Raw genomic sequence first — 22,756 nt, forward strand, 5'->3', positions numbered from 1 at the left:
AAATCATAAAGTTAATAACATGAAATTATTTTCAGTTATTCCACTTTATTTGTGATTTTTATTCTATTTATAACTTTAGTTTTAGCAATACGATCATGCAAAGTCTGCTTTTTTTCGCTAAAAATGAAAGCAAAATCTAGTATAGTGATAAAAGGCATGAAAAGTAAATTCAAAATGATGAAGGCCATACTACGTAATAAAAATACGCGTGTTAAACCTACAGCTTCTTCATTTTCTGCATCAACGATTTGAATCTTGGTAATATACTTACCGATACTTTGCCCTGATTTGGCAAGCAAAAATGCTTGAATTGCTAGCATAATTATGATGTAAATCAACATGCTATGCCATGCATCGGTAGGAATAAGACTAAAGATCTCGGCTTGAGAGTTAGCGTTGATTCCTTGATCTTGCAACTTGATCATTTGCGCTTTTGTCGCATCATCCATATAGAATGATGGAAGTGCAAATGCGGGTAACCAAAGCAACAGATCGATCAGTTTTGCTAATACCCGTTTTTCAATTGATGCAAGGCTGACTGCGGGCTGCTGTGCTTTTTTAGATAAATTAATCGATGAAAACTGGGGTTGTGGTTGCTCTGAATAATTTTGAGGACGATATAAAAGTTGACCATGGGTGAGTTCACCTAATGGTTTCCATTCGGTCATACCTTGATGCCAAGCAAGATCAGTGAGTAAGACCTGTTGGTTGGCAAGCATTTGATTAAGTTGTTCTAAGGTATAAGGTCCTGCTTGTTGATTATTTCGCGCTAAATATATTTGCATAAAACCATTATCTCAATATTCAATAAAAAAGACCCATTAACGGGTCTTTTTTATCATGTTTTTACGATGACTTAAAGTTGTTTAATTTTTTCTTCGGCTAGGAAGAACCATGTATCAAGTACTGAGTCTGGGTTTAATGATACAGATTCAATGCCTTGCTCCATGAGCCATTTTGCAAGGTCAGGATGGTCAGAAGGACCTTGGCCACAAATGCCGACATATTTGCCTGCTTTACGGCATGCATGGATTGCCATAGAAAGAAGCGCTTTCACAGCTGGGTCACGTTCATCAAACAAATGCGATACGATACCAGAGTCACGGTCTAAACCAAGTGTTAACTGGGTCAAGTCATTTGAACCGATTGAGAAGCCGTCAAAGTGCTCTAGGAATTGTTCAGCCAATAATGCATTGGTTGGTAATTCGCACATCATGATGACTTTAAGACCATTTTCACCACGTTTTAAGCCATTTTGTGCAAGTAGTTCAATGACACGTTTCGCTTCAGCAACGGTACGTACGAATGGGATCATGATTTGGATGTTGGTTAGACCCATTTCATCACGTGCTTTTTTCAATGCACGACATTCGAGTTCAAAGCAGTCACGGAAATTTTCAGATACGTAACGGCTTGCACCACGGAAGCCCAGCATTGGGTTTTCTTCTTCAGGTTCGTATAGTTTACCGCCAATCAAGTTTGCGTATTCGTTTGATTTGAAGTCAGACATACGTACAATCACTGGTTTATCTGCAAATGCAGCAGCAAGTGTGGTAATACCTTCAACAAGTTTCTCAACATAGAATTCAACAGGAGATGCATAACCTGCGGTGCGAGTCATGACTGCTGCGCGTGTTTCACGTGGTAAGCTGTCAATATTTAACAAAGCTTTTGGATGCACACCGATCATACGGTTAATGATGAACTCAAGGCGTGCTAAGCCAATGCCTTCATTTGGAATTTGGGCAAAGTCGAATGCGCGATCAGGGTTGCCCACGTTCATCATGATTTTGAACGGAAGTTTTGGCATAGACTCGATAGAGTTACGTTGTACTTCAAAGTCTAAAGCACCTTCGTAAATGAAACCTGTGTCACCTTCAGCACAAGAAACAGTAACATCTTGTCCATCAGTTAATACTTCAGTTGCATTACCACAACCAACGATTGCAGGAACACCGAGTTCACGAGCAATAATTGCTGCATGGCAAGTACGACCGCCACGGTTTGTGATAATTGCAGCAGCACGCTTCATTACTGGTTCCCAGTCTGGGTCAGTCATGTCTGAAACAAGCACATCACCATCTTGAACTTTGTCCATTTCTTTGATTGAAGAAACGATACGTACTTTACCAGAACCGATACGTTGACCAATTGAACGACCTTCAGCGAGCACAGTGCCTTTTTGCTTGAGTAGATAGCGTTCCATTGTGCCGACATTTTGGCGGCTTTTCACAGTTTCAGGGCGTGCTTGAACAATGTAGATCTGTTCGTCATCACCATCTTTTGCCCATTCGATGTCCATTGGAGCACCGTAATGTTGTTCGATGATAAGCGCTTGTTTAGCAAGCTCATGCAATTCATGGTCATTGAGCGCAAATTGTTGGCGATCTTGTTTTTCAACATCAACAACAACGACAGATTTACCAGCAGCACCTTCTTCACCGTAAATCATTTTTTGGTGTTTAGCACCAAGGTTACGGCGAATTACAGCATGTTTACCGTTATTTAATAATGGTTTAGACAAGTAAAATTCATCAGGGTTTACAGCACCTTGTACGACCATTTCACCTAAGCCATAAGATGCAGTAATAAACACAACATCACGGAAGCCAGACTCGGTGTCAAGCGTGAACATAACGCCCGCAGCACCAGTTTCTGAACGAACCATACGTTGGATGCCAGCAGAAAGTGCAACTAATTTGTGATCGAAGCCTTGGTGTACGCGGTAAGCAATTGCACGGTCATTAAATAAAGAAGCAAACACTTCTTTAATTGCGATAAGGACATTGTCAATGCCGCGAATGTTTAAGAATGTTTCTTGTTGGCCTGCAAAAGATGCATCAGGAAGATCTTCTGCTGTTGCAGAAGAACGAACGGCAACCGCGATATCTGGGTTGCCGTTTGAAAGTGCTGTGAATGCTTCACGCACTTCTTTTTCTAATTCTTTGGTGAGTGGAGTTTCAACAATCCATTGACGAATTTTTGCGCCTGTGACTGCCAAAGCATTTACATCATCAACATTGAGTTGTTCAAGTTCAGCTTGAATTTTTGCATTAAGACCACTTTGCTCAAGAAATTCACGATAAGCGGCGGCTGTTGTTGCAAAACCACCAGGAACGGAGACTCCTGCATTAGAAAGATGGCTGATCATTTCCCCTAGAGATGAGTTTTTCCCACCAACAAGTTCAACGTCATGTTTCCCTAATTTTTCTAGACCTATTACGCGCGCTTCCAAAGTAGTTTCTCCACTTTTGCAAAATGTGATTTATTCGATCATGTCAAAAACACAAACACTTAGCTTTTTTTGATGTTAACTAAGCGACAGTTCTGTAAGATGGGTTTACTATAAAGAATATACGCCACTAAGACAAATATTTGAGGAGATTTTTAATGCCTGAAGGTAAACAAATTAAAAGAACGGTATTTTTCATTTCTGATGGAACAGCAATTACCGCTGAAACCTTGGGGCATTCTTTACTGGCGCAGTTTCCGAACGTCAATTTTGATATTCATATCATCCCGTATATCACGACAGAAGAAGCAGCCATGAAGGTGGTTGAAGAAATCAATAATTGCCAGCATGAAGAGGGTAAATTACCTCTAGTGTTTGATACTTTAGTTGATCGAAATGTGCGTGATATTATTAATACTGCCAATGCGGTCAATTTAGACGTGTTTGAAGGTTTGATTAGCAAGCTGGAGCAGGAGTTGGGGACACCACCAACCACATTAATTGGTCAAACTCATGCGGTTACGGATACTGAATACTATAAAGCGCGTATTGATGCAGTACATTTTGCATTGGACAATGACGACGGCGCACGTACCCGTCATTATGATAAAGCAGACATTATTCTGATTGGTGTTTCTCGTTCAGGAAAAACGCCAACATCAATTTATCTCTCTTTACAATTTGGTATTCGGGTAGCGAACTACCCATTGACTGAAGAAGATCTGGATGACAACCGTTTACCAGCAGTACTGAAGCATCACAAAAATAAACTGTTTGGGTTGATGATTGATGCTGAACGCCTTGTTGCGATTCGTACAGAACGTAAGGCAGGCAGTCGCTACGCCAGCTTTAATCAATGTCAGATGGAACTACGTGCTGTCGAAGGTATTTATATTTCTGAAGGGATTCCATATTTAGATGTTTCAGAAATGTCGATTGAAGAAATCTCAACTCGTATTTTGCAAATGACAGGTCTTAAACGCCGTATTGGATAAAATTTTTGAATTAAAAAAAAGAGCTGACCGAGGTCAGCTCTTTTAGTTGGGAGAGAGTGGGAGAGAGCAGGAAACTTAATGTCCGTAACGGCTAATTGCCAAACCTTCTGTACTAATTTCTGTCTTATTATTAAAAATAATGTCGCTGAGTAATTTTCCTGAACCACAAGACATGGTCCAGCCTAACGTACCGTGACCTGTATTCAAGAATAGGTTTTTATATTTGGTTGCTCCAATGATTGGCGTACTGTCTGGTGTCATCGGGCGCAAGCCTGTCCAGAAAGTTGCTTGAGAGACATCACCACCTGGGAACAAGTCATTGACCACCATTTCCAAAGTCGCACGACGATTTGGATTCAGGCGTAAATCGAAGCCTCCAAGTTCTGCCATACCACCAACACGGATGCGGTTGTCAAAACGAGTCACAGCAATCTTATAAGTTTCATCAAGAACGGTTGATTGTGGTGCCAGAGATTCATTTACAATCGGTACAGTGATTGAATAACCTTTTACAGGGTAAACAGGAACGTCTAAGCCAAGTGGCGCAATAAAATCACGGCTATAGCTACCAAATGCCAAGACGAATTGATCCGCTTTAAGCACTTCATTACCAACTTTAACGCCTGTAATTTTATCGCCTTCCCAAACTAGGGATTCCACATTTTGGTTAAAGCGGAATTCGACACCTAAATCTTCAGCAATTTTGGCAAGACGATTGGTAAACAAGTAACAATCACCTGTTTCATCATTCGGTAAGCGTAAACCGCCAGTCAAATGGTCTTTAGCATGTGCCAAAGCAGGTTCAACACTTGATAATTGGTCAGGTGTAAGCAATTCATGTGGAACACCACATTCTTCAAGGACTTTAATGTCACGTTGTACAGCTTCGATTTGAGCTTGGTTACGGAATAGCTGTAATGTTCCGCCTGAACGGTTTTCATAGCTAATGCCAGTATCTTTACGTAGCTCACGTAAACAGTCACGGCTATATTCAGCAACACGAGTCATGCGTTCTTTGTTGATGGCATAACGCTCAGCATTACAGTTTGCGAGCATTTGTGACATCCATTTAAGTTGCCACAAAGTACCATCAAGGCGAATTGCCAATGGTGCATGACGCTGGAACATCCATTTAATCGCTTTTAATGGAATACCAGGAGCTGCCCAAGGAGTTGAATACCCAGGAGAAATCTGTCCCGCGTTGCCGAAACTTGTTTCTTCAGCAGGGTTTGGCTGGCGGTCAAGCACAGTCACTTTTGCCCCTTGTTTTGCGAGATAATAAGCACTGGTTACTCCAATTACGCCACTGCCTAGGATGATGACATGCATCACAAACCCTCTGTGTAAATCCTTAGTTGATTTTGCTAGTATAGAGTTAGATAATCAGTTTTTTTCACTATTTTTAAATCTAAAATATAGTGAATTCTATGGGTTTTCGCTGAAAAATGACTGCTAGGGAAGGAAAAAATCTATGCGACCATTAGACCGTACAGATCGCCTCATTTTGGATATTTTGCAAAGAGATGGGCGTATTGCCATTAGTGAGCTTGCAACACGGGTAAATTTATCAACAACACCTTGTTCTGAGCGAGTCAAACGTCTCGAACGTGATGGCATCATTACAGGATATTATGCTCGCGTTAATCCTGCACTAGTCGACAAAAACTTGCTGGTTTTTCTTGAGATTAAGCTTTCGGCAAAATCTGGAGATGTATTTGATCGGGTTGCACATGACTTGGCGCAGATTCCAGAGGTATTGGAATGTCATCTCATTTCAGGTGAGTTTGATTATCTGGTGAAAGCTCGCCTGAAAGAGATGAGTGCATACCGTCGTTTGCTTGGAGACTTACTAAAAAAATTACCTGCTTCAGCATCATCACATAGCTATGTAGTGATGGAAGAAGTCAAAGAAACTTTATATCTAGATGTCAGTTAACCAGTGTTCTGAATGTTGATAAGCGACAGCATTATGTGGATGTAAACTCTCCTGATGGTCAACCTTGAGAGACCAATCTATATAAGGCTGTGCTAAAGCATAACTTAAACGCCGCGCTGCATCTTCCACAAACATCAGGTTTTCACCGTTGCGCTTGGCAAATGTTTGTTCATCAATTCGCTTTACCGCAGTTTGCGTTGCTGTTTGTAAGGTTTCCTCAATCAAGTCAATTAATTCAATAATTTTTAAGTCTTGAGTTATTGAGTGCTGACGAATCGTAACTTGAGCCAAGCTGCGTTGACTATGCGGTGTGGCTAAAGAAGCATTTTGAAGCAACCATTTTGCAATTTGATGTGTCTTTAGCTCGGTATCATTTTGAAAGTCATCAACAAATGTATCATGAATGACCTGTCGGGAGAGCGCCGCTGAGCATGGACAGGTGGATGAATAACTGACTTCAACACCGAATTCAAACCTAAATTTGCCATTTTCCAACTTTGTATGAAGTTTGACAGGATACGCTTTCCATCCACATAGCTCAGGGCTTGAAAGTGCATGACGTTGTAAGAGTAGCTCAAACTGACAGTCAAACTGAGCCGCTGAAGAACCACAATCTTGATGACTCGTGATCATCTTTTGCAAAAGCTGATAGATTTCTAAAATATTGAGTTGCTGTAGTTGATTGCAGTGCTGATATAAACGCGACATGTGAATGCCTTTAATATCTGCACGAGGCAAATTCACTGTGGCATTGACTTTACAAAGAATAGGGTAAATTCCTGTGCTTTGTTCAAGTTGTAAGGGCAGATCAATTCCTTGCATACCGACCCAAGCTAAAGGACTTGAGTAATTTGGCTGTTGAGTTTGTGAAATGTCAGGCAAGATTTGATTCATTAAACGTCCCAGCCCTGAAATGGATTATTAAAGTTTTGCCAAGTTTGTGGGCCAAGTGCCATTTCATCATCACGGAGTAGGCAAGCATCAAATTCAGCAGTCAATTGCTGTTGATTCATATCCATCCCAATCAGGACAATTTCCTGACGTGCATCTCCAACTTGTTTGTCCCAGTATTTTTGGATTTCAGCCAATGATTCAGCATCTTGTGGCCACTCTGATGGTGGAATGCTTGCCCACCAATAGCCAGCCATGCCATGATGTGCCATCGCACCTGCCTGTGACCAAGATGCGGCGACAGTCGGAGAGCTTGCAAGCCAAAAAAAGCCTTTAGAACGAATCACACTTTGCCATTGATTTTGGGTGAATTGATAAAAGCGTTCAGGGTGAAATGGACGACGTGCACGATAGACAAAGCTGTGAATACCATATTCTTCAGTTTCAGGTGTGTGTTCGCCACGTAATTCTTTTAACCAGCCAGGCGCCTGAGCAGCTTGTTCAAAATCAAACAATTGAGTATTTAAAATGCTGTCTAGTGGAACCTTAGAAAACTCAGCAATTTGAATTTTGGCGCGTGGATTTAGACGATGCAGGATCGCCAAAAGTTGTTGCTGTTGTTCCGTGTCAATTAAGTCTATCTTGTTAATAATGAGCACATCACAAAATTCAATCTGGTCGATGAGTAGATCAACCACGCAACGTTCATCCTCTTCACCGAGAGACTCACCGCGTTGATGCAGCATATCCATAGATGCATAATCCTTCAGAAAATTAAATGCATCAATGACGGTCACCATAGTATCAAGCTGTGCAAACTGATTTAGAGAAACGCCTTGTTCATCTTCAAAAGTAAAAGTCTCAGCAACAGGTAAAGGCTCGGAAATACCTGTGGATTCAATCACGATTTGGTCAAATTTGTTTTCAAGTGCTAAGCGTTTCACTTCCAGCAATAAATCTTCACGCAAAGTACAGCAAATACAACCATTGTTCATCTCGACCAATTGTTCATCTGTACGGGAAAGTTCAGCACCACCTTGTTTGACCAATGCTGCATCATCGATATTCACCTCTGACATATCGTTGACAATCACCGCAATTCGACGGTCTTCACGGTTATTCAAAATATGATTGAGTAAAGTAGTTTTGCCTGCACCTAAAAAACCTGAGAGAACAGTCACAGGGAGTTTTCTTGGGGTCAGCATAGAGCAGTGTCCTAAGTACAATGAAAACATTAATGTTATGTTATAATATAACGTTAATGCAAGCGCTTAACATTAATTTACTTAAATTCAATGTGATAATAGAGCTTTATCTTCTATTTTGTTGTGTGGTTATGGCATGATTGCTAAATCAATAAAACTTACCCAATATCTTATAGGGATGTGATGATGAAAAAATTTGTAGTCGCTGGTGTTTTAGCAGTTTCGAGTATGTTGGCAAGCCAGTGGGGAATGGCAGCAACCTTAGAAGATGATATGCGTACTCTGGCAATTGGTTATAAAACATTTGCGGGTAGTGATAATGCTCAACAAGCAACAGCTGCTTTAACTAAAATGCGTGTTGCTGCGCTTGATTCAAAAAAACAGGCGCCTGCCAAAGTACAAAAAGATCCACAGCAGTTAAAAGCTTATTATGCAGGGGTTGATCAGTTGATTGGCGAAATTGATAAAACCAATGCACTGGTAAAAACTGGAAAGTTGGCACAGGCAAAACAAGAAGGCAAAAAATTACTGGATATTCGTGATACCAACCATAAGAAATTCCGTTAATTCAGCATCTAGCTAGAAATAAAAATATCCGTCAATGTGGCGGATATTTTTATTTCTGGGTGGTTAAAGAATGATTTCGCCGCATAAAGAACTATGCCATGTATGATCAGGGCCCCAAGTTCTAAAACCTTGTGTATCGATGTGAATCTGTCCTGTATTGTAAATACCGAGTCCCATACGCCAACTTTGACCTTGTTGCTGCCAAAATTTACAAAGCTTTAGTTTATCTGCCTGAATCTCAAGTTGCTCTTGTCCCGATGGTTGTGGAGAGCCAATTCGAAAATCAATTGCTGAATTCAGCAAATGACTCGATGTTTTGGCTCCGCCAGCGCACAAGTTTAAGTATGGAGAACGATAGCTTGAAGTTACTTCAATATTATTCACGATTCCTTGATCATGCAGATATTTAAGCAGACGTAAAGTTGCTACAGCATTTCCCCAAACGGAAGGGTCTGGTACATCGTATTCATCATAATGACATTGTTGCCAGTCGCGGGCAGAACGAAACATTTCAAAGTCTGGTACAACAAATTCAACACGTTGCTGTGCGAGAAAGTTTTTATATGCTTGCACTTTAAATTGATGGCCGCTTTGCAAAAGCCAGGCTTGATAAGAGGCAGGAGGTAGAAGACTACTTTGAGGCGAGAATGTCGTGGGTTGAATAGGATGTGAAGATATTGCTTTTGAAATTGGAGGTGTCTGGGTGCAGCCAATAAAACCACAAGAAATTGTTAGAAGTACACTAATCCGTTTCAACAACATGAACAACAACTCAAAAGAATTAATTTGTTATAGTATAACATTATAATAAGGTCACGATGTATTGTGACTGAACAAAAACATGGTGACCTGCCAAGTTGGTTTATTTCATTTGCATAAGGTACTGAAAATTATCGAGGCGTTTTTGCATATCGTAAATGTCACAGGTGAAAATGAATTCGTCTACAGCCAGTCGTTCAGCTAACTGCTGTAGCCCGTGTTGTACGGTTTTCACTGAGCCAATTTGGGCAAGAGCATAGAAGTTTTTTACAGCTTCTAATTCACTCGCAGACCATAAATTTTGCATGGATGATACAGGTAGCTTGAGTTTTAAGCTTTGCCCGCGCAAGAGCGCCAGAATACGTTGATAGGCAGTTGTAGCTAGAAATTGTGCTTCTTCATCAGTTTCTGCCACGACTGTAGGAACGCCAATCGAGATATAAGGCTGATCTAGATATTCTGAAGGTTGAAAATTTTCCCGATAAATCTTGATGGCTTCTTCTAAAAAGCGCGGCGCAAAATGTGAGGCAAAAGCGTAAGGTAAACCGAGCTGAGCTGCCAGCTGCGCACTAAATAAACTTGAGCCTAATAGTAAAACAGGTACATGGGTATTTTGCCCAGGCGTCGCAATAATCTGTTGATTAGGACGTGGTTGTTTAAAATATTGCAGAATTTCTAAAACATCTTGTGGAAACTGATCTTCAGATGCTTGATTGCCGCGGCGTAACGCCCGCATGGTGATTGGATCTGTACCGGGTGCGCGCCCTAAGCCTAACACGACGCGTTCAGGAAACAGTGTAGCTAGAGTCCCAAACTGTTCTGCAACCACTAAAGGAGCATGGTTGGGTAACATCACGCCACCTGAACCTAAAATCAGGTGTTTGGTGTTGGCAAGTAAATAGGTCAGTAAAACTGAAGTTGCAGAACTGGCAATCCCACTCATATTGTGATGCTCTGCTAACAGCATACGATGATAGCCAAGTTGCTCGGCATGTTGTGCCAGTTGCAGAGTATGCGCTAAGGTCGCTTGGATGCTTTGACCTTCACGTATTGAAGCCAGTTCTAGAATCGAAAAGTGAATATCTTTGAGATTTGCCATAGTTAAAATGGAGTTATTATAATGGTCAAAGCCTAATATACTCCATTTTAGAATGATTAATAAAATATCAATTAACGATAGTAGTCATGATGATGGCGTTTGTGGTGATGGCGCTGTTGGCTATAGTAATAGTTGCGATCGGCACGTCTTTCTTTGGCAATATTGTTACCCACGACTGAACCACCTGCTGCACCAAGACCTGCACCAACCAGACCACCTCTAGAACCACCGATATTTTTACCCACGGAGTAACCCGCAGCACCACCGACTGCACCACCGATGGCAGCGGAAGTACGATTATGACGGTTACTTGAAACCGCAGCACCTGCACCACCACCAATCGCTGAACCCACTAAAGCACCGCCGTTACCACCAACATGACGACCAACTGAAGTACCAACGACACTACCAAGGGCACTGGTAATTGCGACGTTTGCTGTGTCGCCTGCATGTGCAATACCTGACATTGCGGATGTTGCCAACGTGGCACTCATTAAGATCATTGCAAATTTTTTCATTGTTTCATTGCTCCATGTCATCAGACATTCTTGATTGCTGATAAAGGTAACAAGAGACTTCAGAGTAATCATGAAGAATTTCTCCAACCTTGCAATGCTTTAGTTAATGTTTGTATGCTTTATATTAAAATAATTCATTAAATGATCAATTATTCGGTTTGAATATCGTTTAGGTCGTTTTATTGGAATGTTGTGTGATTGCTGAATATTTTTGCGGAGACATGATCGAATTTCTGCATTAAAACGCTGAGGTTTATTTCTGAGAAGAATACGTTAAACTATGCGCAGTTCAAATTCTGCTAGTTTTAGCACTGTTATTATTGAGATATTTTTACAATGAAAGAATCGTTGCGTTTACGATTAGACCAGCTCTCTGACCGCCATGAAGAGTTAACCGCATTATTGGCGGATGCAGAAGTGATTTCTGATAATAAGCGATTTCGCAAATTATCCCGTGAACACAGTGATTTGACAGAACTTACCGAGGTCTGGCAAAAGTATCGTCAGGCTGAAGAAGATATTGAAACTGCGGAAGCCATGCTCAGTGATCCTGATTTTAAGGATATGGCACAAGAAGAAATTAAAGACAATAAAGCTTTAATCGAACAGCTTGAAGCTGATTTGAATATTTTAATGATTCCCAAAGACCCGAACGATGCCAACTCCGCGTATTTGGAAATTCGTGCTGGAACGGGTGGTGATGAGGCTGCGATTTTTTCAGGCGACCTGTTCCGTATGTATAGCAAATATGCAGAAACGCAAGGTTGGCGTATTGAAATCCTATCCGAGAATGAAGGCGAACACGGTGGCTATAAAGAAGTCATTTGTTTGGTCAATGGTGATGGCGTATATGGCCGCCTAAAATTTGAAAGTGGCGCACATCGTGTGCAACGTGTACCCGCAACCGAATCACAAGGTCGTGTACATACCTCTGCATGTACCGTTGCGATTTTACCTGAGGTTGATGTTGACACCACCGTTGAAATTAACTCTGCCGATTTACGGATTGATACCTATCGTGCATCTGGTGCAGGTGGTCAGCATATTAACAAAACAGACTCGGCGGTGCGGATTACCCACATTCCAACAGGCGTCGTGGTGGAATGTCAGGACGAGCGTTCACAACATAAAAACAAAGCCAAAGCGATGGCGCTGTTGGTTTCTCGTCTGGAAAATGCCAAACGTGCAGCTCAAGAGTCGGCAACTTCTGAAATGCGCCGTGACTTGGTAGGTTCAGGCGATCGTTCAGAGCGTATCCGTACCTATAACTATCCGCAAGGACGTATGACCGATCACCGCATTAACCTGACTTTATATAAGTTAGATGCGATTATGGAAGGTGATTTGACCGAGTTGCTTGATAGCTTGCACCGTGAATATCAGGCAGATCAGTTGGCATCACTTGCACAGGAAAATGGCGGCTAATGAAAATTGCCGAAGCCCTGAATTTGCGAGGAGATCCTGATAGCTACGAGCGTCAGGAAGCCATGTGGCTGCTTGAACATATTGTGCAAGTTGGAGCGCTAGAGCTCAAATTTCGGTTAGAACAAAGTTTGACTGAAGCACAAACCCAGCAATATCTGGCAGGGCTGCAACGTCTAGAACAGGGAGAACCTTTGGCTTATGTCACAGGTTCACAACCTTTTTGGACGCTAGATCTGAAAGCCACTTCCGATACACTTGTGCCGCGCCCTGACACAGAAATTCTGGTGGACACTGTACTGAATCTGGAATTACCTGAGCAATGCTCGATGGTGGACTTGGGTACAGGGACGGGTGCAATTGCTTTGGCACTTGCGAGCGAACGTCCGCGTTGGCAAGTATTGGCAACAGATATCTATTTCCCAACGTTACAGGTGGCACAAGAAAATGCCGAGCGCCATCACTTGCAACAAGTACGGTTTGCATGTGGCGCATGGTTTGATGCGATTCCAGCTCAAAAATTTGACCTGATTGTGTCAAATCCGCCGTATATTGACCCAGAAGATGTACATTTACAACAACTTGGGGCCGAACCACAGCGCGCTTTGATTGCTCAGCAGAAAGGTCTGGCAGACTTGAAAATTATTATTGAACAGGCCGTGAACTGGTTAAACCCAAAAGGTTGGGTGGTGCTTGAACATGGTTATGATCAGGGCGTTGCGGTTCGAGAAATATTTTCGCAGGCAGGTTTTAGTCAGATTCGAACAGTACAGGATTATGGAAAAAATGATCGCGTCACCTTGGCGCAATGGAAAAATAAAAAGAACTGACAATACGTCACAAAATATAACATTTTGCTGACTTATGTTATACTAAAGCATGATTTTTTGGCTGAACATTGACTGATTGCCAAAAATTAAAATGAGCTGCATCGAGAAATGCGGCTTTTTTAATTTTATTTCGCAATGGTTAAAGTGACTTACATGTATATGGGTTGCCTTGGCATACACTCAATATATGTTGTTTTACGCATTTTCGTGAATGCTGATGCGCAGTTGCGTGCAATCGGCATTTTTTTCAAGGGCTGTATATGGCGACTCCTCAATCTTCATCAGGTGTACTTGAGCGTTTATTCAAGTTAAGTGAAAACAAAACAACGCTTAGAACCGAAGTGCTTGCGGGTGTAACTACATTTATTACCATGTGTTACATCATTATTGTCAACCCGATGATTCTTTCCACGACAGGAATGGATCATGGCGCTGTATTTGTAGCAACCTGTTTGGCTGCGGCAATTGGCTGTTTGGTGATGGGGCTGATTGCCAATTACCCAATTGCACTTGCACCAGGCATGGGACTAAATGCGTATTTTACTTATTCTGTATGTTTGGGGATGCATGTGCATTGGCAAACTGCACTGGCTGCGGTGTTTATTTCAGGCTGTGTATTTGTTCTGATTAGCTTTTTGAAAGTCCGTGAGGCAATTGTCAATGCTATTCCAATGTCACTCAAATTTGCAATCGGTGGCGGGATTGGTCTGTTTCTGGCGCTGATCGCCTTAAAAAACGCAGGTATTATTGTTCATAATGACGCCACTTTAGTGGGCTTGGGTGATATTAAGCAGCCGACAGTTTTGTTGACGTTACTTGGCTTTTTGATGATTGTCGTATTGCATCACTTCCGTGTACGCGGTGCAATTATTATTAGTATTTTGGCAATTACAGCGATCTCGACTGTAATGGGCTTAAACAAGTTCCAAGGCGTTGTGGGCGAAGTACCATCACTAGCGCCAACATTCTTGCAAATGGACTTTAAAGGTTTGTTTACTGCGAGTATGGTCGGAGTGATTTTTGTATTTTTCCTAGTCGATTTGTTTGACTCAACGGGTACATTGGTTGGGGTTGCGCATCGTGCAGGGCTATTGAAAGAAGGCAAATTACCGCGCCTGAAAAAAGCCCTGTTTGCTGACTCAAGCGCAATTATTGCAGGTGCTGCACTTGGGACATCTTCAACGACGCCTTATATTGAATCTGCATCGGGTGTTGCCGCAGGTGGGCGTACAGGTTTAACAGCCGTTGTGGTTGCCATCCTGTTTTTGGGATGCTTGTTCTTTGCACCACTAGCTCAATCAGTTCCTGGTTTTGCAACTGCACCAGCCTTACTTTTTATTGGCGTATTGATGATTCAGGGTATTACTCATATCGAATGGGATGATATTACTGAAGCCGTTCCTGCATTCCTAACCTTGGTATTTATGCCATTCGCTTATTCAATTGCCGATGGTATTGCTATGGGCTTTATTAGCTATGCCTTGATTAAACTGTTTACAGGCAAAGCGAGCAGCGTACCTTATATGGTGTGGATTGTGGCAGTGCTTTGGGTGATTAAGTTTATTGCCTTTGGTGGTTAGTTTTTTATTGAAAGTCGGGGTGTAAACTCAGTTTGCACCCTTTTTTGTTTTTAGGAGATAACATGAGTCAACTTGATCTCATTCGTGCTTTGCCAAAAGCAGAGCTGCATGTACATATTGAAGGTACATTTGAGCCTGAGCTCATGTTTGCGATTGCAAAACGCAACCAAGTTGTTATTCCTTATGAAACGATTGAGGACGTTAAGCAAGCCTATAATTTCCACAATCTGCAATCTTTTTTAGATATTTACTATGCAGGTGCCAATGTTCTGATTCATGAGCAAGATTTTTATGATCTGGCTTGGGCGTATTTTGAAAAATGCCAACAGGACAATGTGGTTCATACAGAAATGTTCTTTGACCCACAAACGCATACAGTACGTGGTATTGCCTTTGAAACAGTATTGAATGGTTTAGTTCACGCTTGTGAAGATGCCAAGGCTAAACTCGGCATTAGCTCAGAACTGATTATGTGCTTCTTGCGCCATTTGAGTGAAGCGGATGCAATGGAAACGCTTGAGCAAGCCTTGCCATTTAAAGACAAAATTATTGCTGTTGGTTTGGATTCGAGTGAAGTTGGGCATCCACCAGAAAAATTTGAACGTGTATTTGCCAAAGCTCGTGAAGCAGGTTTCCTGATCGTAGCGCATGCAGGTGAAGAAGGGCCCGCAGACTACGTGTGGCAGGCGCTAGATTTACTTAAAGTCAATCGTATTGATCACGGTGTCCGCTCAGAGGAAGATCCAGCACTCATGCAGCGTTTGGCACAAGAACGCATGCCATTGACCGTTTGCCCATTAAGTAATTTAAAGCTCTGTGTTGTAAAAGATATGCGTGAGCACAACATTCAGCGCTTACTTGAGCAAGGTTTATGTGTGACCGTGAATTCAGATGACCCAGCTTATTTTGGCGGTTATATGAATGACAACTTTATTGCAGTTGCAGACGCTTTGGATTTGAGTGAAGGCGAATTGAAAAAACTGGCAATCAACTCATTTGAAGCATCTTTTTTGGAAGATGCTGAAAAAGAGAAATGGATTAACCAGATTCATGCACTATAAGTAAAATGAAAAGGAACGCAATTGCGTTCCTTTTTTTATGGTTTAGGTTGGCGTGTCATGCTAAGCAAGACTGTATCTTTATCAACAAAATGATGTTTGAGTGCTGCCAGAATATGACCCGCTAACAATAAGCCCACTGCCCAAGATAGATAAATATGGATGGGTTTTACAATGGCCATAATTTCAGGATTGGTATCGAGTAATCGTGGGATATTAAACAAATACAGTACAGGTGCAGGATGCCCAGCAGCCCAGCTGAATAAACAGCCTGTGATTGGTAGTGCCAGTAACATAAAATATAGCGCCAAATGTCCGAAGTGAGCCAATGTCTTCATGCCTGCTGACATGCTCTCAGGAAGCTGTGGAGCAGGGTGGGTATAGCGCCAGAAAATGCGAATCACCACTAAAAATAAAATCGTGGTTGCAATGTTTTTATGCAGGGTAATGACATCACCTTTAAATGCACCATCGGTTTCATAGCTGAGGAAGTTGCCACTATAAAAACCGATGATCCATGCACTAATAAAAATAAGCGCCATCAGCCAGTGTAAAAACTGAGCAGTACGCGTGTAATAAGCAGATTTTGTATTCATAAAGCGTTTTGATCAGAAGCAGTTTAATGATTTTGTATTATAAAAATCGAGCGTCTTGGCTTAAAATGCAATCTGCGTGACAGTGTTGTGTGAAATATAGAACAATCCTGCAATTGTGCTGTAATTTTATACACATAGCCGATAGGCATTAGAAAAAATCACGGTGCTCTGGTTATTTGGGCAAAATATTTTGATTAACTGTAAGGTGTAAGTAGTAAATGAAAAAAACGTTTGGAGCACTCTGTGCAATCGCAATCTTATCTAGTGGATGTGCAACAGATGGAACCCTAGCAACAGGTACAAATCAAGCAACAGCACAACAGCTCGGTATGACTGCCATCAAAATTGCGATTAATGCTAAATGTACAACAGAGCTCGATAACCAGCCAGCATGGAAAATGATGAGCCGTGCCATGACCACAGAGCAGCAACAAACTGTACAAACCAATATTTGTGGTTGTGTCAGTGACAAAGCTCCTGAAAATATTACAGCAGTTGATTTGGCGACCGCTGCTATTGATCCAGCCGCGCGCGCGACCATTGTGAATAATGCGGTTACACGTACCTTGAATCAGTGTGTTGCTGAAGCCTTAAAACCTTAAATCAGGGTAGCAGCACATGAAAATAGCAGGCGTAGATGAGGCAGGTCGTGGACCTTTAGTGGGTTCAGTCGTGGCTGCTGCAGTGATCTTGGATCCAAACAACCCAATTGAAGGGTTAAATGACTCCAAGAAGCTGACAGAAAAGAAACGTGAAAAACTGTTTGTGGAAATTCAGGAAAAAGCTTTGGCATGGTCAATTGCTGAAGCAACGCATGAAGAAATTGATCAGTTAAATATTTTGCAAGCGACTTTTTTGGCAATGCGCCGAGCAGTTGCAGGGTTATCTATACAACCTGATAAAGTTTTGGTTGATGGTAACCAGATTCCGAAAGGTTTAACTATAGATTGCGAAGCAATAGTTGGGGGCGATGCAACTCACGCTGAAATTAGTGCTGCCAGTATTTTGGCAAAGGTAACACGTGATCGGCAAATGTTACTGCTTGATCAGGAATACCCACAATATGCATTTGCCAAGCATAAAGGGTATCCAACGAAAGCGCATTTTGATGCAATCGCTGAATTTGGCGTTATTGAGCAGCATCGTCGCAGCTATAAGCCTGTGAAAAAGGCTTTGGGCTTAGAATAAGTATACTTAAAATATCAAAAGCGATCTCTTTGATCGCTTTTAATATTTTTTACAGAGCCTATAACGATATATATCATCTGTAATTATCGGTTAAATTTATTTTGATTAAATTCATCATCGTAAAATGACGGTTGATAATCTTGATCAATGTTTTGAAGGTGCTCGTGCATAGCGCGTTCATGTTGAATGCGTTGATAAATTTCTTCACGATGCACTGATACTTCTTTGGGAGCATTTACACCAATGCGAACTTGGTTGCCTTTAACACCAAGTACCGTCACACTGACTTGATCCCCAATCATTAAAGTTTCTCCGACACGACGAGTCAGAATCAGCATGTTTGTCTCCTTGCTAATCGCTAAACCTGCATTGCTGTTATGCAAAAATTAAACCACAACCTCAGAAAAAATATTTTAACAGCATGCGGTAACTACTAATAAGAAGCAGTATGATACCGTGATTGTTAAATATTTTCTAAATATTCTTTGCTAATATAACAGAGCCGCTCTAGTTTCCATAGAGCGGCTCTACTTTTTTCTCACTCATCTTCCTAAAAAACTGAAGATAGTGAATAAGCTTTAAGCACGTGCGCTGCTTTCGCCGTGTTCACGGTCTAAACCAAACGCGGTGTGCAGGCTGCGAACAGCAAGCTCTAAATAGTTTTCTTCAATTAATACTGAAATTTTGATTTCTGAAGTTGAAATCATCAAAATATTGATGTTTTCTTCTGCAAGTGCAGTAAACATTTTACTAGCAACACCTGCATGAGAGCGCATACCAACACCCACGATAGAGACTTTCACAATATCATCACGTGCAGTGACTTCACGTGCTTTAATTTCTTTTGCGATGTTGTCCAAAATTGCTTTGGCTTTAGCAAAGTCAGTGCGGTTCACAGTGAATGTAAAGTCGGTTGTGCCATCTTCTTCAATATTTTGTACGATCATATCAACTTCGATGTTGGCAGCACCGATTGGAGATAGGATTTTTGAAGCGATACCTGGTTCATCAGGCACACCTAAAATAGTCAATTTAGCTTCATCGCGGTTGAATGCGATACCAGAGATAATAGGCTGTTCCATAGTGTCTTCCGCTTCAGTTGTAATAAGTGTACCTACGTTTTGTTTGAATTCATCATCAAATACGCCGTCATTATCATTGTCAAAACTTGACAATACACGCAGTGGCACTTGATATTTTCCTGCGAATTCAACTGAACGAATTTGTAAAACTTTTGAGCCTAAAGATGCCATTTCCAGCATTTCTTCAAAAGAGATACGATCAATTTTCTTGGCTTTTGGCGCAACGCGTGGATCAGTTGTATATACACCATCGACATCTGTATAGATTTGGCATTCATCTGCACGTAGTGCAGCAGCAAGTGCAACACCTGTCGTATCTGAACCACCACGACCAAGTGTTGTTGTATTGCCAAGCGCATCCACACCTTGGAAGCCAGCAACCACAATGACACGACCAGCATCTAAATCGGCAGTCATCACGTCAGTGTCAATTGCCTCAATACGGGCTTTGGTAAAGGCGCTGTCGGTCTTAATACCCACTTGACGACCTGTGTAAGATTTAGCTTCGACACCAATAGAATTGAGTGCCATCGCTAACATGGAAATAGTAACCTGTTCACCCGTAGATACCATTTGGTCAAGTTCACGAGGATCAGGTGTCTCGGTAATGGCTTTCGCGAGAGACAACAAGCGGTTGGTTTCACCACTCATTGCAGACACCACCACAACCACTTTGTGACCATGATCATGCCAGCGCTTCACGCGACGAGCTACATTTAAAATGCGCTCGGGTGTTCCCATTGAGGTACCACCATATTTTTGTACGATTAATGCCATAATTTTTCCATACAAGCCACGACCCTGTTTGAAACAGGGTCAGTTACACAAAAAGTGAGATTATTTTTGCTCAAGCCAAGCAGGGAGTGCTGCCATAACCTGATCAAACTTGTCATTGAGTGGTGCCCCGCCTTGTGCTAGATCTGGTTTCCCACCGCCTTTGCCACCAAGCTCTTGGCTTAAGTGCTTGATGATATCGCCCGCTTTCAAGGTTGCTGTGAATTCCTGTGCAACTGATGCAAGCAAGCTCACTTTATCAGCTTCTACACCAGCCAGCACAATCACGGCATCATTGAATTTAGATTTGATACTATCGTGTAAATGACGCAATGCTTTTGCGTCAACATTTTGAACGGTACTGATCAAAGTTTTTCGACCAGCAATCGTTTGCATTTGGTTGATCAATTCACTTGCTTGGAAATTTGCAAGTTTTTGATTCAACTGTTCAATCTGTTTTTGCAAACTTGATGCATGCTCAACAGTTGCCTGAACTTTTTCTAGAGTTTGGTCTTTTTGCGCTTTCAATAAACCATTGATCTGTTGAATAGTTGCATCCACTTTTTGCACTGCTTCAAGTGCTTTGGTGCCTGTAACTGCTTCAATACGGCGAACACCTGCTGCAACACCACCTTCAGAAGTGATTTTAAACAGACCAATATCGCCAGTGCGCTTAACGTGAATACCGCCACAAAGCTCGATTGAGAAGTTTTTCTCATCAATGATTGAACCCATTGATAATACGCGAACTTCATCGCCATATTTTTCACCAAATAGCATCATTGCGCCTTTGGCTTTGGCAGATTCGATATCCAGTACTTCAGTTGTTACCGCAGTGTTGGCAATAACTTCACGATTGACCAAGCGCTCAACTTGCTGTAATTGCTCGAAGCTGACAGGTTGGTCATTGGCAAAGTCGAAACGTAAAATATCAGAAGCAACCAAAGAGCCTTTTTGCTGAACGTGAGAGCCTAAAACTTGGCGTAGGGCAGCGTGAAGTAAATGCGTTGCAGAGTGGTTGCGTGCAGTTGCTTCACGTAGATCCGCTTTGACAGTTGCTTCGACATTTTGAGCAGCTTTTAAGCTACCCATGGTCACGATACCTTGATGAACAAATGCTGCACCTGATTTTTTGGTGTCTTGGACTTCAAAAATACCTGTTTCGTTTTTGAAGATACCTGTATCACCAACCTGACCACCGCTTTCTGCATAGAAAGGTGTTTGGTTCAGTACGATGAGGGCTTCATCACCTTCAACGACTTCGTCAACCTGTTCGCCATCTTTATAGATCGCAACGATTTGACCTTGACCTTGAGTTGCTGTGTAACCTTCAAATTGAGTTTCGCTGTCCACTTTGACAATGCTGTTATAGTCAACATTGAATTTGCCTGCATCACGCGCGCGTTGACGTTGAGCAGCCATTTCAGTTTCAAAACCAGCTTCATCAATTGTCAGTTCGCGTTCACGTGCAATGTCAGCAGTTAAGTCAGCAGGGAAGCCGTAAGTGTCATATAGTTTGAACACGACTTCACCTGGAATGACATTGCCTTTTAACTGGCTCAACTCGCCTTCAAGAACTTTCAAACCTTGTTCAAGGGTTTTGGCAAATTGTTCTTCTTCTTTGATGAGAGCCGCTTCAATACGTTCGCGGTTTTCGATCAATTGTGGATAAGCTTCGCCCATCACATCAATTAAAGGTTGCAACATTTTGTAGAAGAATGTGCCAGTTGCGCCAAGTTTGTTACCGTGACGAATCGCACGGCGTATAATGCGGCGTAACACATAACCACGACCTTCATTCGATGGGTTAACACCATCTGCAATCAGGAAGCAGCAAGAACGTGCATGGTCAGCAACCACGCGTAAAGAAGGCTGTCCTTGATCTTCTGTTCCAATAATTTCAGCCGCCGCTTTAATCAGGTGTTGGAACAAGTCGATGTCGTAGTTCGAGTTCACATGTTGTAAAACGGCAGAAATACGCTCTAGCCCCATACCTGTATCAACAGAAGGGGCAGGTAATGCATGTAACACGCCATCGGCAGTACGGTTGAACTGCATGAAGACGTTGTTCCAGATTTCGATATAACGGTCGCCATCTTCTTCGGCAGAGCCTGGTAAACCACCCCAGATATGATCGCCGTGATCATAGAAAATTTCAGAACAAGGACCACAAGGGCCTGTGTCACCCATTGCCCAGAAGTTGTCAGATGCGTATTTTTCGCCTTTATTGTCACCAATACGGATAATACGTTCTGGTGCTAGACCAACTTCTTTGTTCCAGATGTCATAAGCTTCATCGTCAGTATGATAAACAGTGACATAAAGATTATCTTTGTTTAAACCGAGCCATTGCTCTGAGGTTAAGAATTCCCATGCATAAGTAATGGCATCGCGTTTGAAGTAATCACCAAAAGAGAAGTTGCCCAACATTTCAAAAAAGGTATGGTGACGTGCGGTATAACCGACATTATCAAGGTCGTTATGCTTACCACCAGCACGTACACATTTTTGTGAAGTTGTCGCACGGACATAATCACGTTTTTCTAAACCTAGGAAGCAGTCCTTGAACTGGTTCATACCCGCATTGGTAAAAAGTAAAGTCGGGTCATTCGCGGGAACGAGAGAACTCGATGCAACACGTGTATGACCTTTAGTTTCAAAGAAATGTAAAAAGGCTTCACGAATTTCAGCGGACGTCATAAAACGTGTACTCACAACAAGTCACTCCATCTAATCATTTTGGCTAAACGCATTAAATCAAATCTTTTAAAATAGTAAAACCGATTAATACGAGGCTGATAATTTAAAAACGCCAAATTATAACGAAAAATCAGGGTATGACCAATGATTTTAGGCGTAAATCACGACAAATCTATGAAATAAGTCTATGTTTGATATATGCTTTCGGGAGATGAAATCTGTGGGTTTCCTTTAAATTTCAGCCATATAGCCGGCAACCTTGAAAACTGGTATAAGAAAGACGAAGACCTGAACTTATTTTTTAATTAAGATTTTGATTTTAAA

At 41.8% G+C, this 22,756-nt stretch carries 21 protein-coding genes; 9 read left to right on the top strand and 12 right to left on the bottom strand.

What is annotated here, in order from left to right; translation table 11 throughout:
- Positions 1 to 35: 35 nt before the first annotated feature.
- A complete protein-coding gene (locus P255_RS04430) occupies positions 36 to 785 on the bottom strand; it encodes an RDD family protein (protein ID WP_004903913.1) in 750 nt (249 codons plus the stop codon).
- A 71-nt stretch (positions 786 to 856) separates the two neighbouring features.
- The gene (gene ppsA, locus P255_RS04435) at positions 857 to 3,235 is read right to left on the bottom strand and encodes a phosphoenolpyruvate synthase (protein ID WP_004903914.1); all 2,379 of its coding nucleotides are present in this window, start codon (positions 3,233 to 3,235) and stop codon (positions 857 to 859) included.
- 155 nt (positions 3,236 to 3,390) lie between these two features.
- Between ppsA and ppsR the strand changes: the two genes are divergently transcribed.
- Positions 3,391 to 4,227 carry a posphoenolpyruvate synthetase regulatory kinase/phosphorylase PpsR gene (gene ppsR / locus P255_RS04440; protein WP_004903915.1) on the top strand — a complete coding sequence of 279 codons (837 nt, stop codon included), beginning with the start codon at positions 3,391 to 3,393 and terminating at the stop codon, positions 4,225 to 4,227.
- Positions 4,228 to 4,302: 75 nt separating this feature from the next.
- On the opposite strand, the gene P255_RS04445 is transcribed toward ppsR, so the two are convergent.
- Entirely contained in the window at positions 4,303 to 5,556 is a 1,254-nt protein-coding gene (locus P255_RS04445; protein ID WP_004903916.1) for a D-amino acid dehydrogenase, read from the bottom strand.
- 142 nt (positions 5,557 to 5,698) lie between these two features.
- Here P255_RS04445 and P255_RS04450 point away from each other — a divergent pair, with 142 nt between their 5' ends.
- Positions 5,699 to 6,163: an Lrp/AsnC ligand binding domain-containing protein gene (locus P255_RS04450; protein WP_004903917.1), complete on the top strand. Its 465-nt coding sequence runs from the start codon at positions 5,699 to 5,701 to the stop codon at positions 6,161 to 6,163.
- Here the strand turns inward: P255_RS04450 and folE2 are convergent.
- Both folE2 and zigA read right to left on the bottom strand, forming a co-directional pair.
- A complete protein-coding gene (folE2, locus tag P255_RS04455) occupies positions 6,149 to 7,057 on the bottom strand; it encodes a GTP cyclohydrolase FolE2 (RefSeq protein ID WP_004903918.1) in 909 nt (302 codons plus the stop codon). The two genes, P255_RS04450 and folE2, sit on opposite strands and share 15 nt — an antisense overlap.
- Positions 7,057 to 8,289, bottom strand: coding sequence for a zinc metallochaperone GTPase ZigA (gene zigA / locus P255_RS04460; protein WP_044450224.1), 1,233 nt, complete (start codon positions 8,287 to 8,289; stop codon positions 7,057 to 7,059). Before zigA ends, folE2 begins: the two co-directional genes overlap by 1 nt.
- A gap of 156 nt (positions 8,290 to 8,445) precedes the next feature.
- Here zigA and cybC point away from each other — a divergent pair, with 156 nt between their 5' ends.
- The gene (gene cybC, locus P255_RS04465; RefSeq protein WP_228127525.1) at positions 8,446 to 8,826 is read left to right on the top strand and encodes a cytochrome b562; all 381 of its coding nucleotides are present in this window, start codon (positions 8,446 to 8,448) and stop codon (positions 8,824 to 8,826) included.
- A 63-nt stretch (positions 8,827 to 8,889) separates the two neighbouring features.
- On the opposite strand, the gene P255_RS04470 is transcribed toward cybC, so the two are convergent.
- The 3 genes from P255_RS04470 to P255_RS04480 all read right to left on the bottom strand — a co-directional run bounded on the left by P255_RS04470 (position 8,890) and on the right by P255_RS04480 (position 11,274).
- On the bottom strand, positions 8,890 to 9,588 hold the full coding sequence (locus tag P255_RS04470) for a YcbK family protein (protein WP_004903921.1): 699 nt from the start codon (positions 9,586 to 9,588) through the stop codon (positions 8,890 to 8,892).
- 100 nt (positions 9,589 to 9,688) lie between these two features.
- Complete coding sequence (locus P255_RS04475) at positions 9,689 to 10,684, bottom strand: LLM class flavin-dependent oxidoreductase (protein ID WP_004903923.1); 996 nt, start codon at positions 10,682 to 10,684, stop codon at positions 9,689 to 9,691.
- 71 nt (positions 10,685 to 10,755) lie between these two features.
- A complete protein-coding gene (locus P255_RS04480; RefSeq protein WP_004903924.1) occupies positions 10,756 to 11,274 on the bottom strand; it encodes a glycine zipper domain-containing protein in 519 nt (172 codons plus the stop codon).
- Positions 11,275 to 11,538: 264 nt separating this feature from the next.
- Here P255_RS04480 and prfA point away from each other — a divergent pair, with 264 nt between their 5' ends.
- From prfA to P255_RS04500, 4 genes are all read left to right on the top strand, one after another.
- Positions 11,539 to 12,627 (top strand): peptide chain release factor 1, encoded by a 1,089-nt coding sequence (gene prfA, locus P255_RS04485; protein ID WP_004903925.1) that lies wholly within the window; start codon positions 11,539 to 11,541, stop codon positions 12,625 to 12,627.
- On the top strand, positions 12,627 to 13,454 hold the full coding sequence (gene prmC / locus P255_RS04490; RefSeq protein WP_004903926.1) for a peptide chain release factor N(5)-glutamine methyltransferase: 828 nt from the start codon (positions 12,627 to 12,629) through the stop codon (positions 13,452 to 13,454). Before prfA ends, prmC begins: the two co-directional genes overlap by 1 nt.
- Positions 13,455 to 13,714: 260 nt before the next feature.
- Complete coding sequence (locus P255_RS04495) at positions 13,715 to 15,034, top strand: NCS2 family permease (RefSeq protein WP_004903927.1); 1,320 nt, start codon at positions 13,715 to 13,717, stop codon at positions 15,032 to 15,034.
- A gap of 62 nt (positions 15,035 to 15,096) precedes the next feature.
- Positions 15,097 to 16,095, top strand: a complete 999-nt coding sequence (locus P255_RS04500) for an adenosine deaminase (protein WP_004903928.1) — start codon at positions 15,097 to 15,099, stop codon at positions 16,093 to 16,095.
- A 35-nt stretch (positions 16,096 to 16,130) separates the two neighbouring features.
- Here the strand turns inward: P255_RS04500 and P255_RS04505 are convergent, their stop codons facing one another.
- Positions 16,131 to 16,688 carry a cytochrome b gene (locus P255_RS04505; protein ID WP_004903929.1) on the bottom strand — a complete coding sequence of 186 codons (558 nt, stop codon included), beginning with the start codon at positions 16,686 to 16,688 and terminating at the stop codon, positions 16,131 to 16,133.
- Positions 16,689 to 16,906: 218 nt separating this feature from the next.
- On the opposite strand from P255_RS04505, the gene P255_RS04510 reads away from it, so the two are divergent.
- On the top strand, positions 16,907 to 17,290 hold the full coding sequence (locus tag P255_RS04510; RefSeq protein WP_004903930.1) for a hypothetical protein: 384 nt from the start codon (positions 16,907 to 16,909) through the stop codon (positions 17,288 to 17,290).
- 16 nt (positions 17,291 to 17,306) lie between these two features.
- Entirely contained in the window at positions 17,307 to 17,876 is a 570-nt protein-coding gene (gene rnhB / locus P255_RS04515; protein WP_004903931.1) for a ribonuclease HII, read from the top strand.
- An 83-nt stretch (positions 17,877 to 17,959) separates the two neighbouring features.
- Here rnhB and csrA read toward each other — a convergent pair whose 3' ends face one another.
- The 3 genes from csrA to alaS form a co-directional block, all read right to left on the bottom strand.
- The gene (csrA, locus tag P255_RS04520; protein ID WP_004753025.1) at positions 17,960 to 18,214 is read right to left on the bottom strand and encodes a carbon storage regulator CsrA; all 255 of its coding nucleotides are present in this window, start codon (positions 18,212 to 18,214) and stop codon (positions 17,960 to 17,962) included.
- 240 nt (positions 18,215 to 18,454) lie between these two features.
- Complete coding sequence (locus P255_RS04525; protein WP_004903932.1) at positions 18,455 to 19,735, bottom strand: aspartate kinase; 1,281 nt, start codon at positions 19,733 to 19,735, stop codon at positions 18,455 to 18,457.
- A 60-nt stretch (positions 19,736 to 19,795) separates the two neighbouring features.
- Complete coding sequence (gene alaS / locus P255_RS04530) at positions 19,796 to 22,432, bottom strand: alanine--tRNA ligase (protein ID WP_004903933.1); 2,637 nt, start codon at positions 22,430 to 22,432, stop codon at positions 19,796 to 19,798.
- Between the last annotated feature and the right edge of the window lie 324 nt (positions 22,433 to 22,756).

The organism is Acinetobacter brisouii CIP 110357, from assembly GCF_000488275.1.
In the GTDB taxonomy this organism is placed as follows: Bacteria; Pseudomonadota; Gammaproteobacteria; order Pseudomonadales; family Moraxellaceae; genus Acinetobacter; species Acinetobacter brisouii.

What these genes read in the sequence shown, in the direction of transcription:
- P255_RS04450 (WP_004903917.1), top strand. Translation starts at nt 5,699, where the DNA reads ATGCGACCATTAGACCGTACAGATCGCCTCATTTTGGATATTTTGCAA.
- P255_RS04445 (WP_004903916.1), bottom strand. Translation starts at nt 5,556, where the DNA reads ATGCATGTCATCATCCTAGGCAGTGGCGTAATTGGAGTAACCAGTGCT.
- P255_RS04475 (WP_004903923.1), bottom strand. Translation starts at nt 10,684, where the DNA reads ATGGCAAATCTCAAAGATATTCACTTTTCGATTCTAGAACTGGCTTCA.
- P255_RS04480 (WP_004903924.1), bottom strand. Translation starts at nt 11,274, where the DNA reads ATGATTACTCTGAAGTCTCTTGTTACCTTTATCAGCAATCAAGAATGT.
- folE2 (WP_004903918.1), bottom strand. Translation starts at nt 7,057, where the DNA reads ATGAATCAAATCTTGCCTGACATTTCACAAACTCAACAGCCAAATTAC.
- P255_RS04505 (WP_004903929.1), bottom strand. Translation starts at nt 16,688, where the DNA reads ATGAATACAAAATCTGCTTATTACACGCGTACTGCTCAGTTTTTACAC.
- cybC (WP_228127525.1), top strand. Translation starts at nt 8,446, where the DNA reads ATGAAAAAATTTGTAGTCGCTGGTGTTTTAGCAGTTTCGAGTATGTTG.
- csrA (WP_004753025.1), bottom strand. Translation starts at nt 18,214, where the DNA reads ATGCTGATTCTGACTCGTCGTGTCGGAGAAACTTTAATGATTGGGGAT.
- prfA (WP_004903925.1), top strand. Translation starts at nt 11,539, where the DNA reads ATGAAAGAATCGTTGCGTTTACGATTAGACCAGCTCTCTGACCGCCAT.
- alaS (WP_004903933.1), bottom strand. Translation starts at nt 22,432, where the DNA reads ATGACGTCCGCTGAAATTCGTGAAGCCTTTTTACATTTCTTTGAAACT.
- ppsR (WP_004903915.1), top strand. Translation starts at nt 3,391, where the DNA reads ATGCCTGAAGGTAAACAAATTAAAAGAACGGTATTTTTCATTTCTGAT.
- P255_RS04510 (WP_004903930.1), top strand. Translation starts at nt 16,907, where the DNA reads ATGAAAAAAACGTTTGGAGCACTCTGTGCAATCGCAATCTTATCTAGT.
- P255_RS04470 (WP_004903921.1), bottom strand. Translation starts at nt 9,588, where the DNA reads ATGTTGTTGAAACGGATTAGTGTACTTCTAACAATTTCTTGTGGTTTT.
- P255_RS04430 (WP_004903913.1), bottom strand. Translation starts at nt 785, where the DNA reads ATGCAAATATATTTAGCGCGAAATAATCAACAAGCAGGACCTTATACC.
- P255_RS04525 (WP_004903932.1), bottom strand. Translation starts at nt 19,735, where the DNA reads ATGGCATTAATCGTACAAAAATATGGTGGTACCTCAATGGGAACACCC.
- P255_RS04500 (WP_004903928.1), top strand. Translation starts at nt 15,097, where the DNA reads ATGAGTCAACTTGATCTCATTCGTGCTTTGCCAAAAGCAGAGCTGCAT.
- P255_RS04495 (WP_004903927.1), top strand. Translation starts at nt 13,715, where the DNA reads ATGGCGACTCCTCAATCTTCATCAGGTGTACTTGAGCGTTTATTCAAG.
- rnhB (WP_004903931.1), top strand. Translation starts at nt 17,307, where the DNA reads ATGAAAATAGCAGGCGTAGATGAGGCAGGTCGTGGACCTTTAGTGGGT.
- prmC (WP_004903926.1), top strand. Translation starts at nt 12,627, where the DNA reads ATGAAAATTGCCGAAGCCCTGAATTTGCGAGGAGATCCTGATAGCTAC.
- zigA (WP_044450224.1), bottom strand. Translation starts at nt 8,289, where the DNA reads ATGTTTTCATTGTACTTAGGACACTGCTCTATGCTGACCCCAAGAAAA.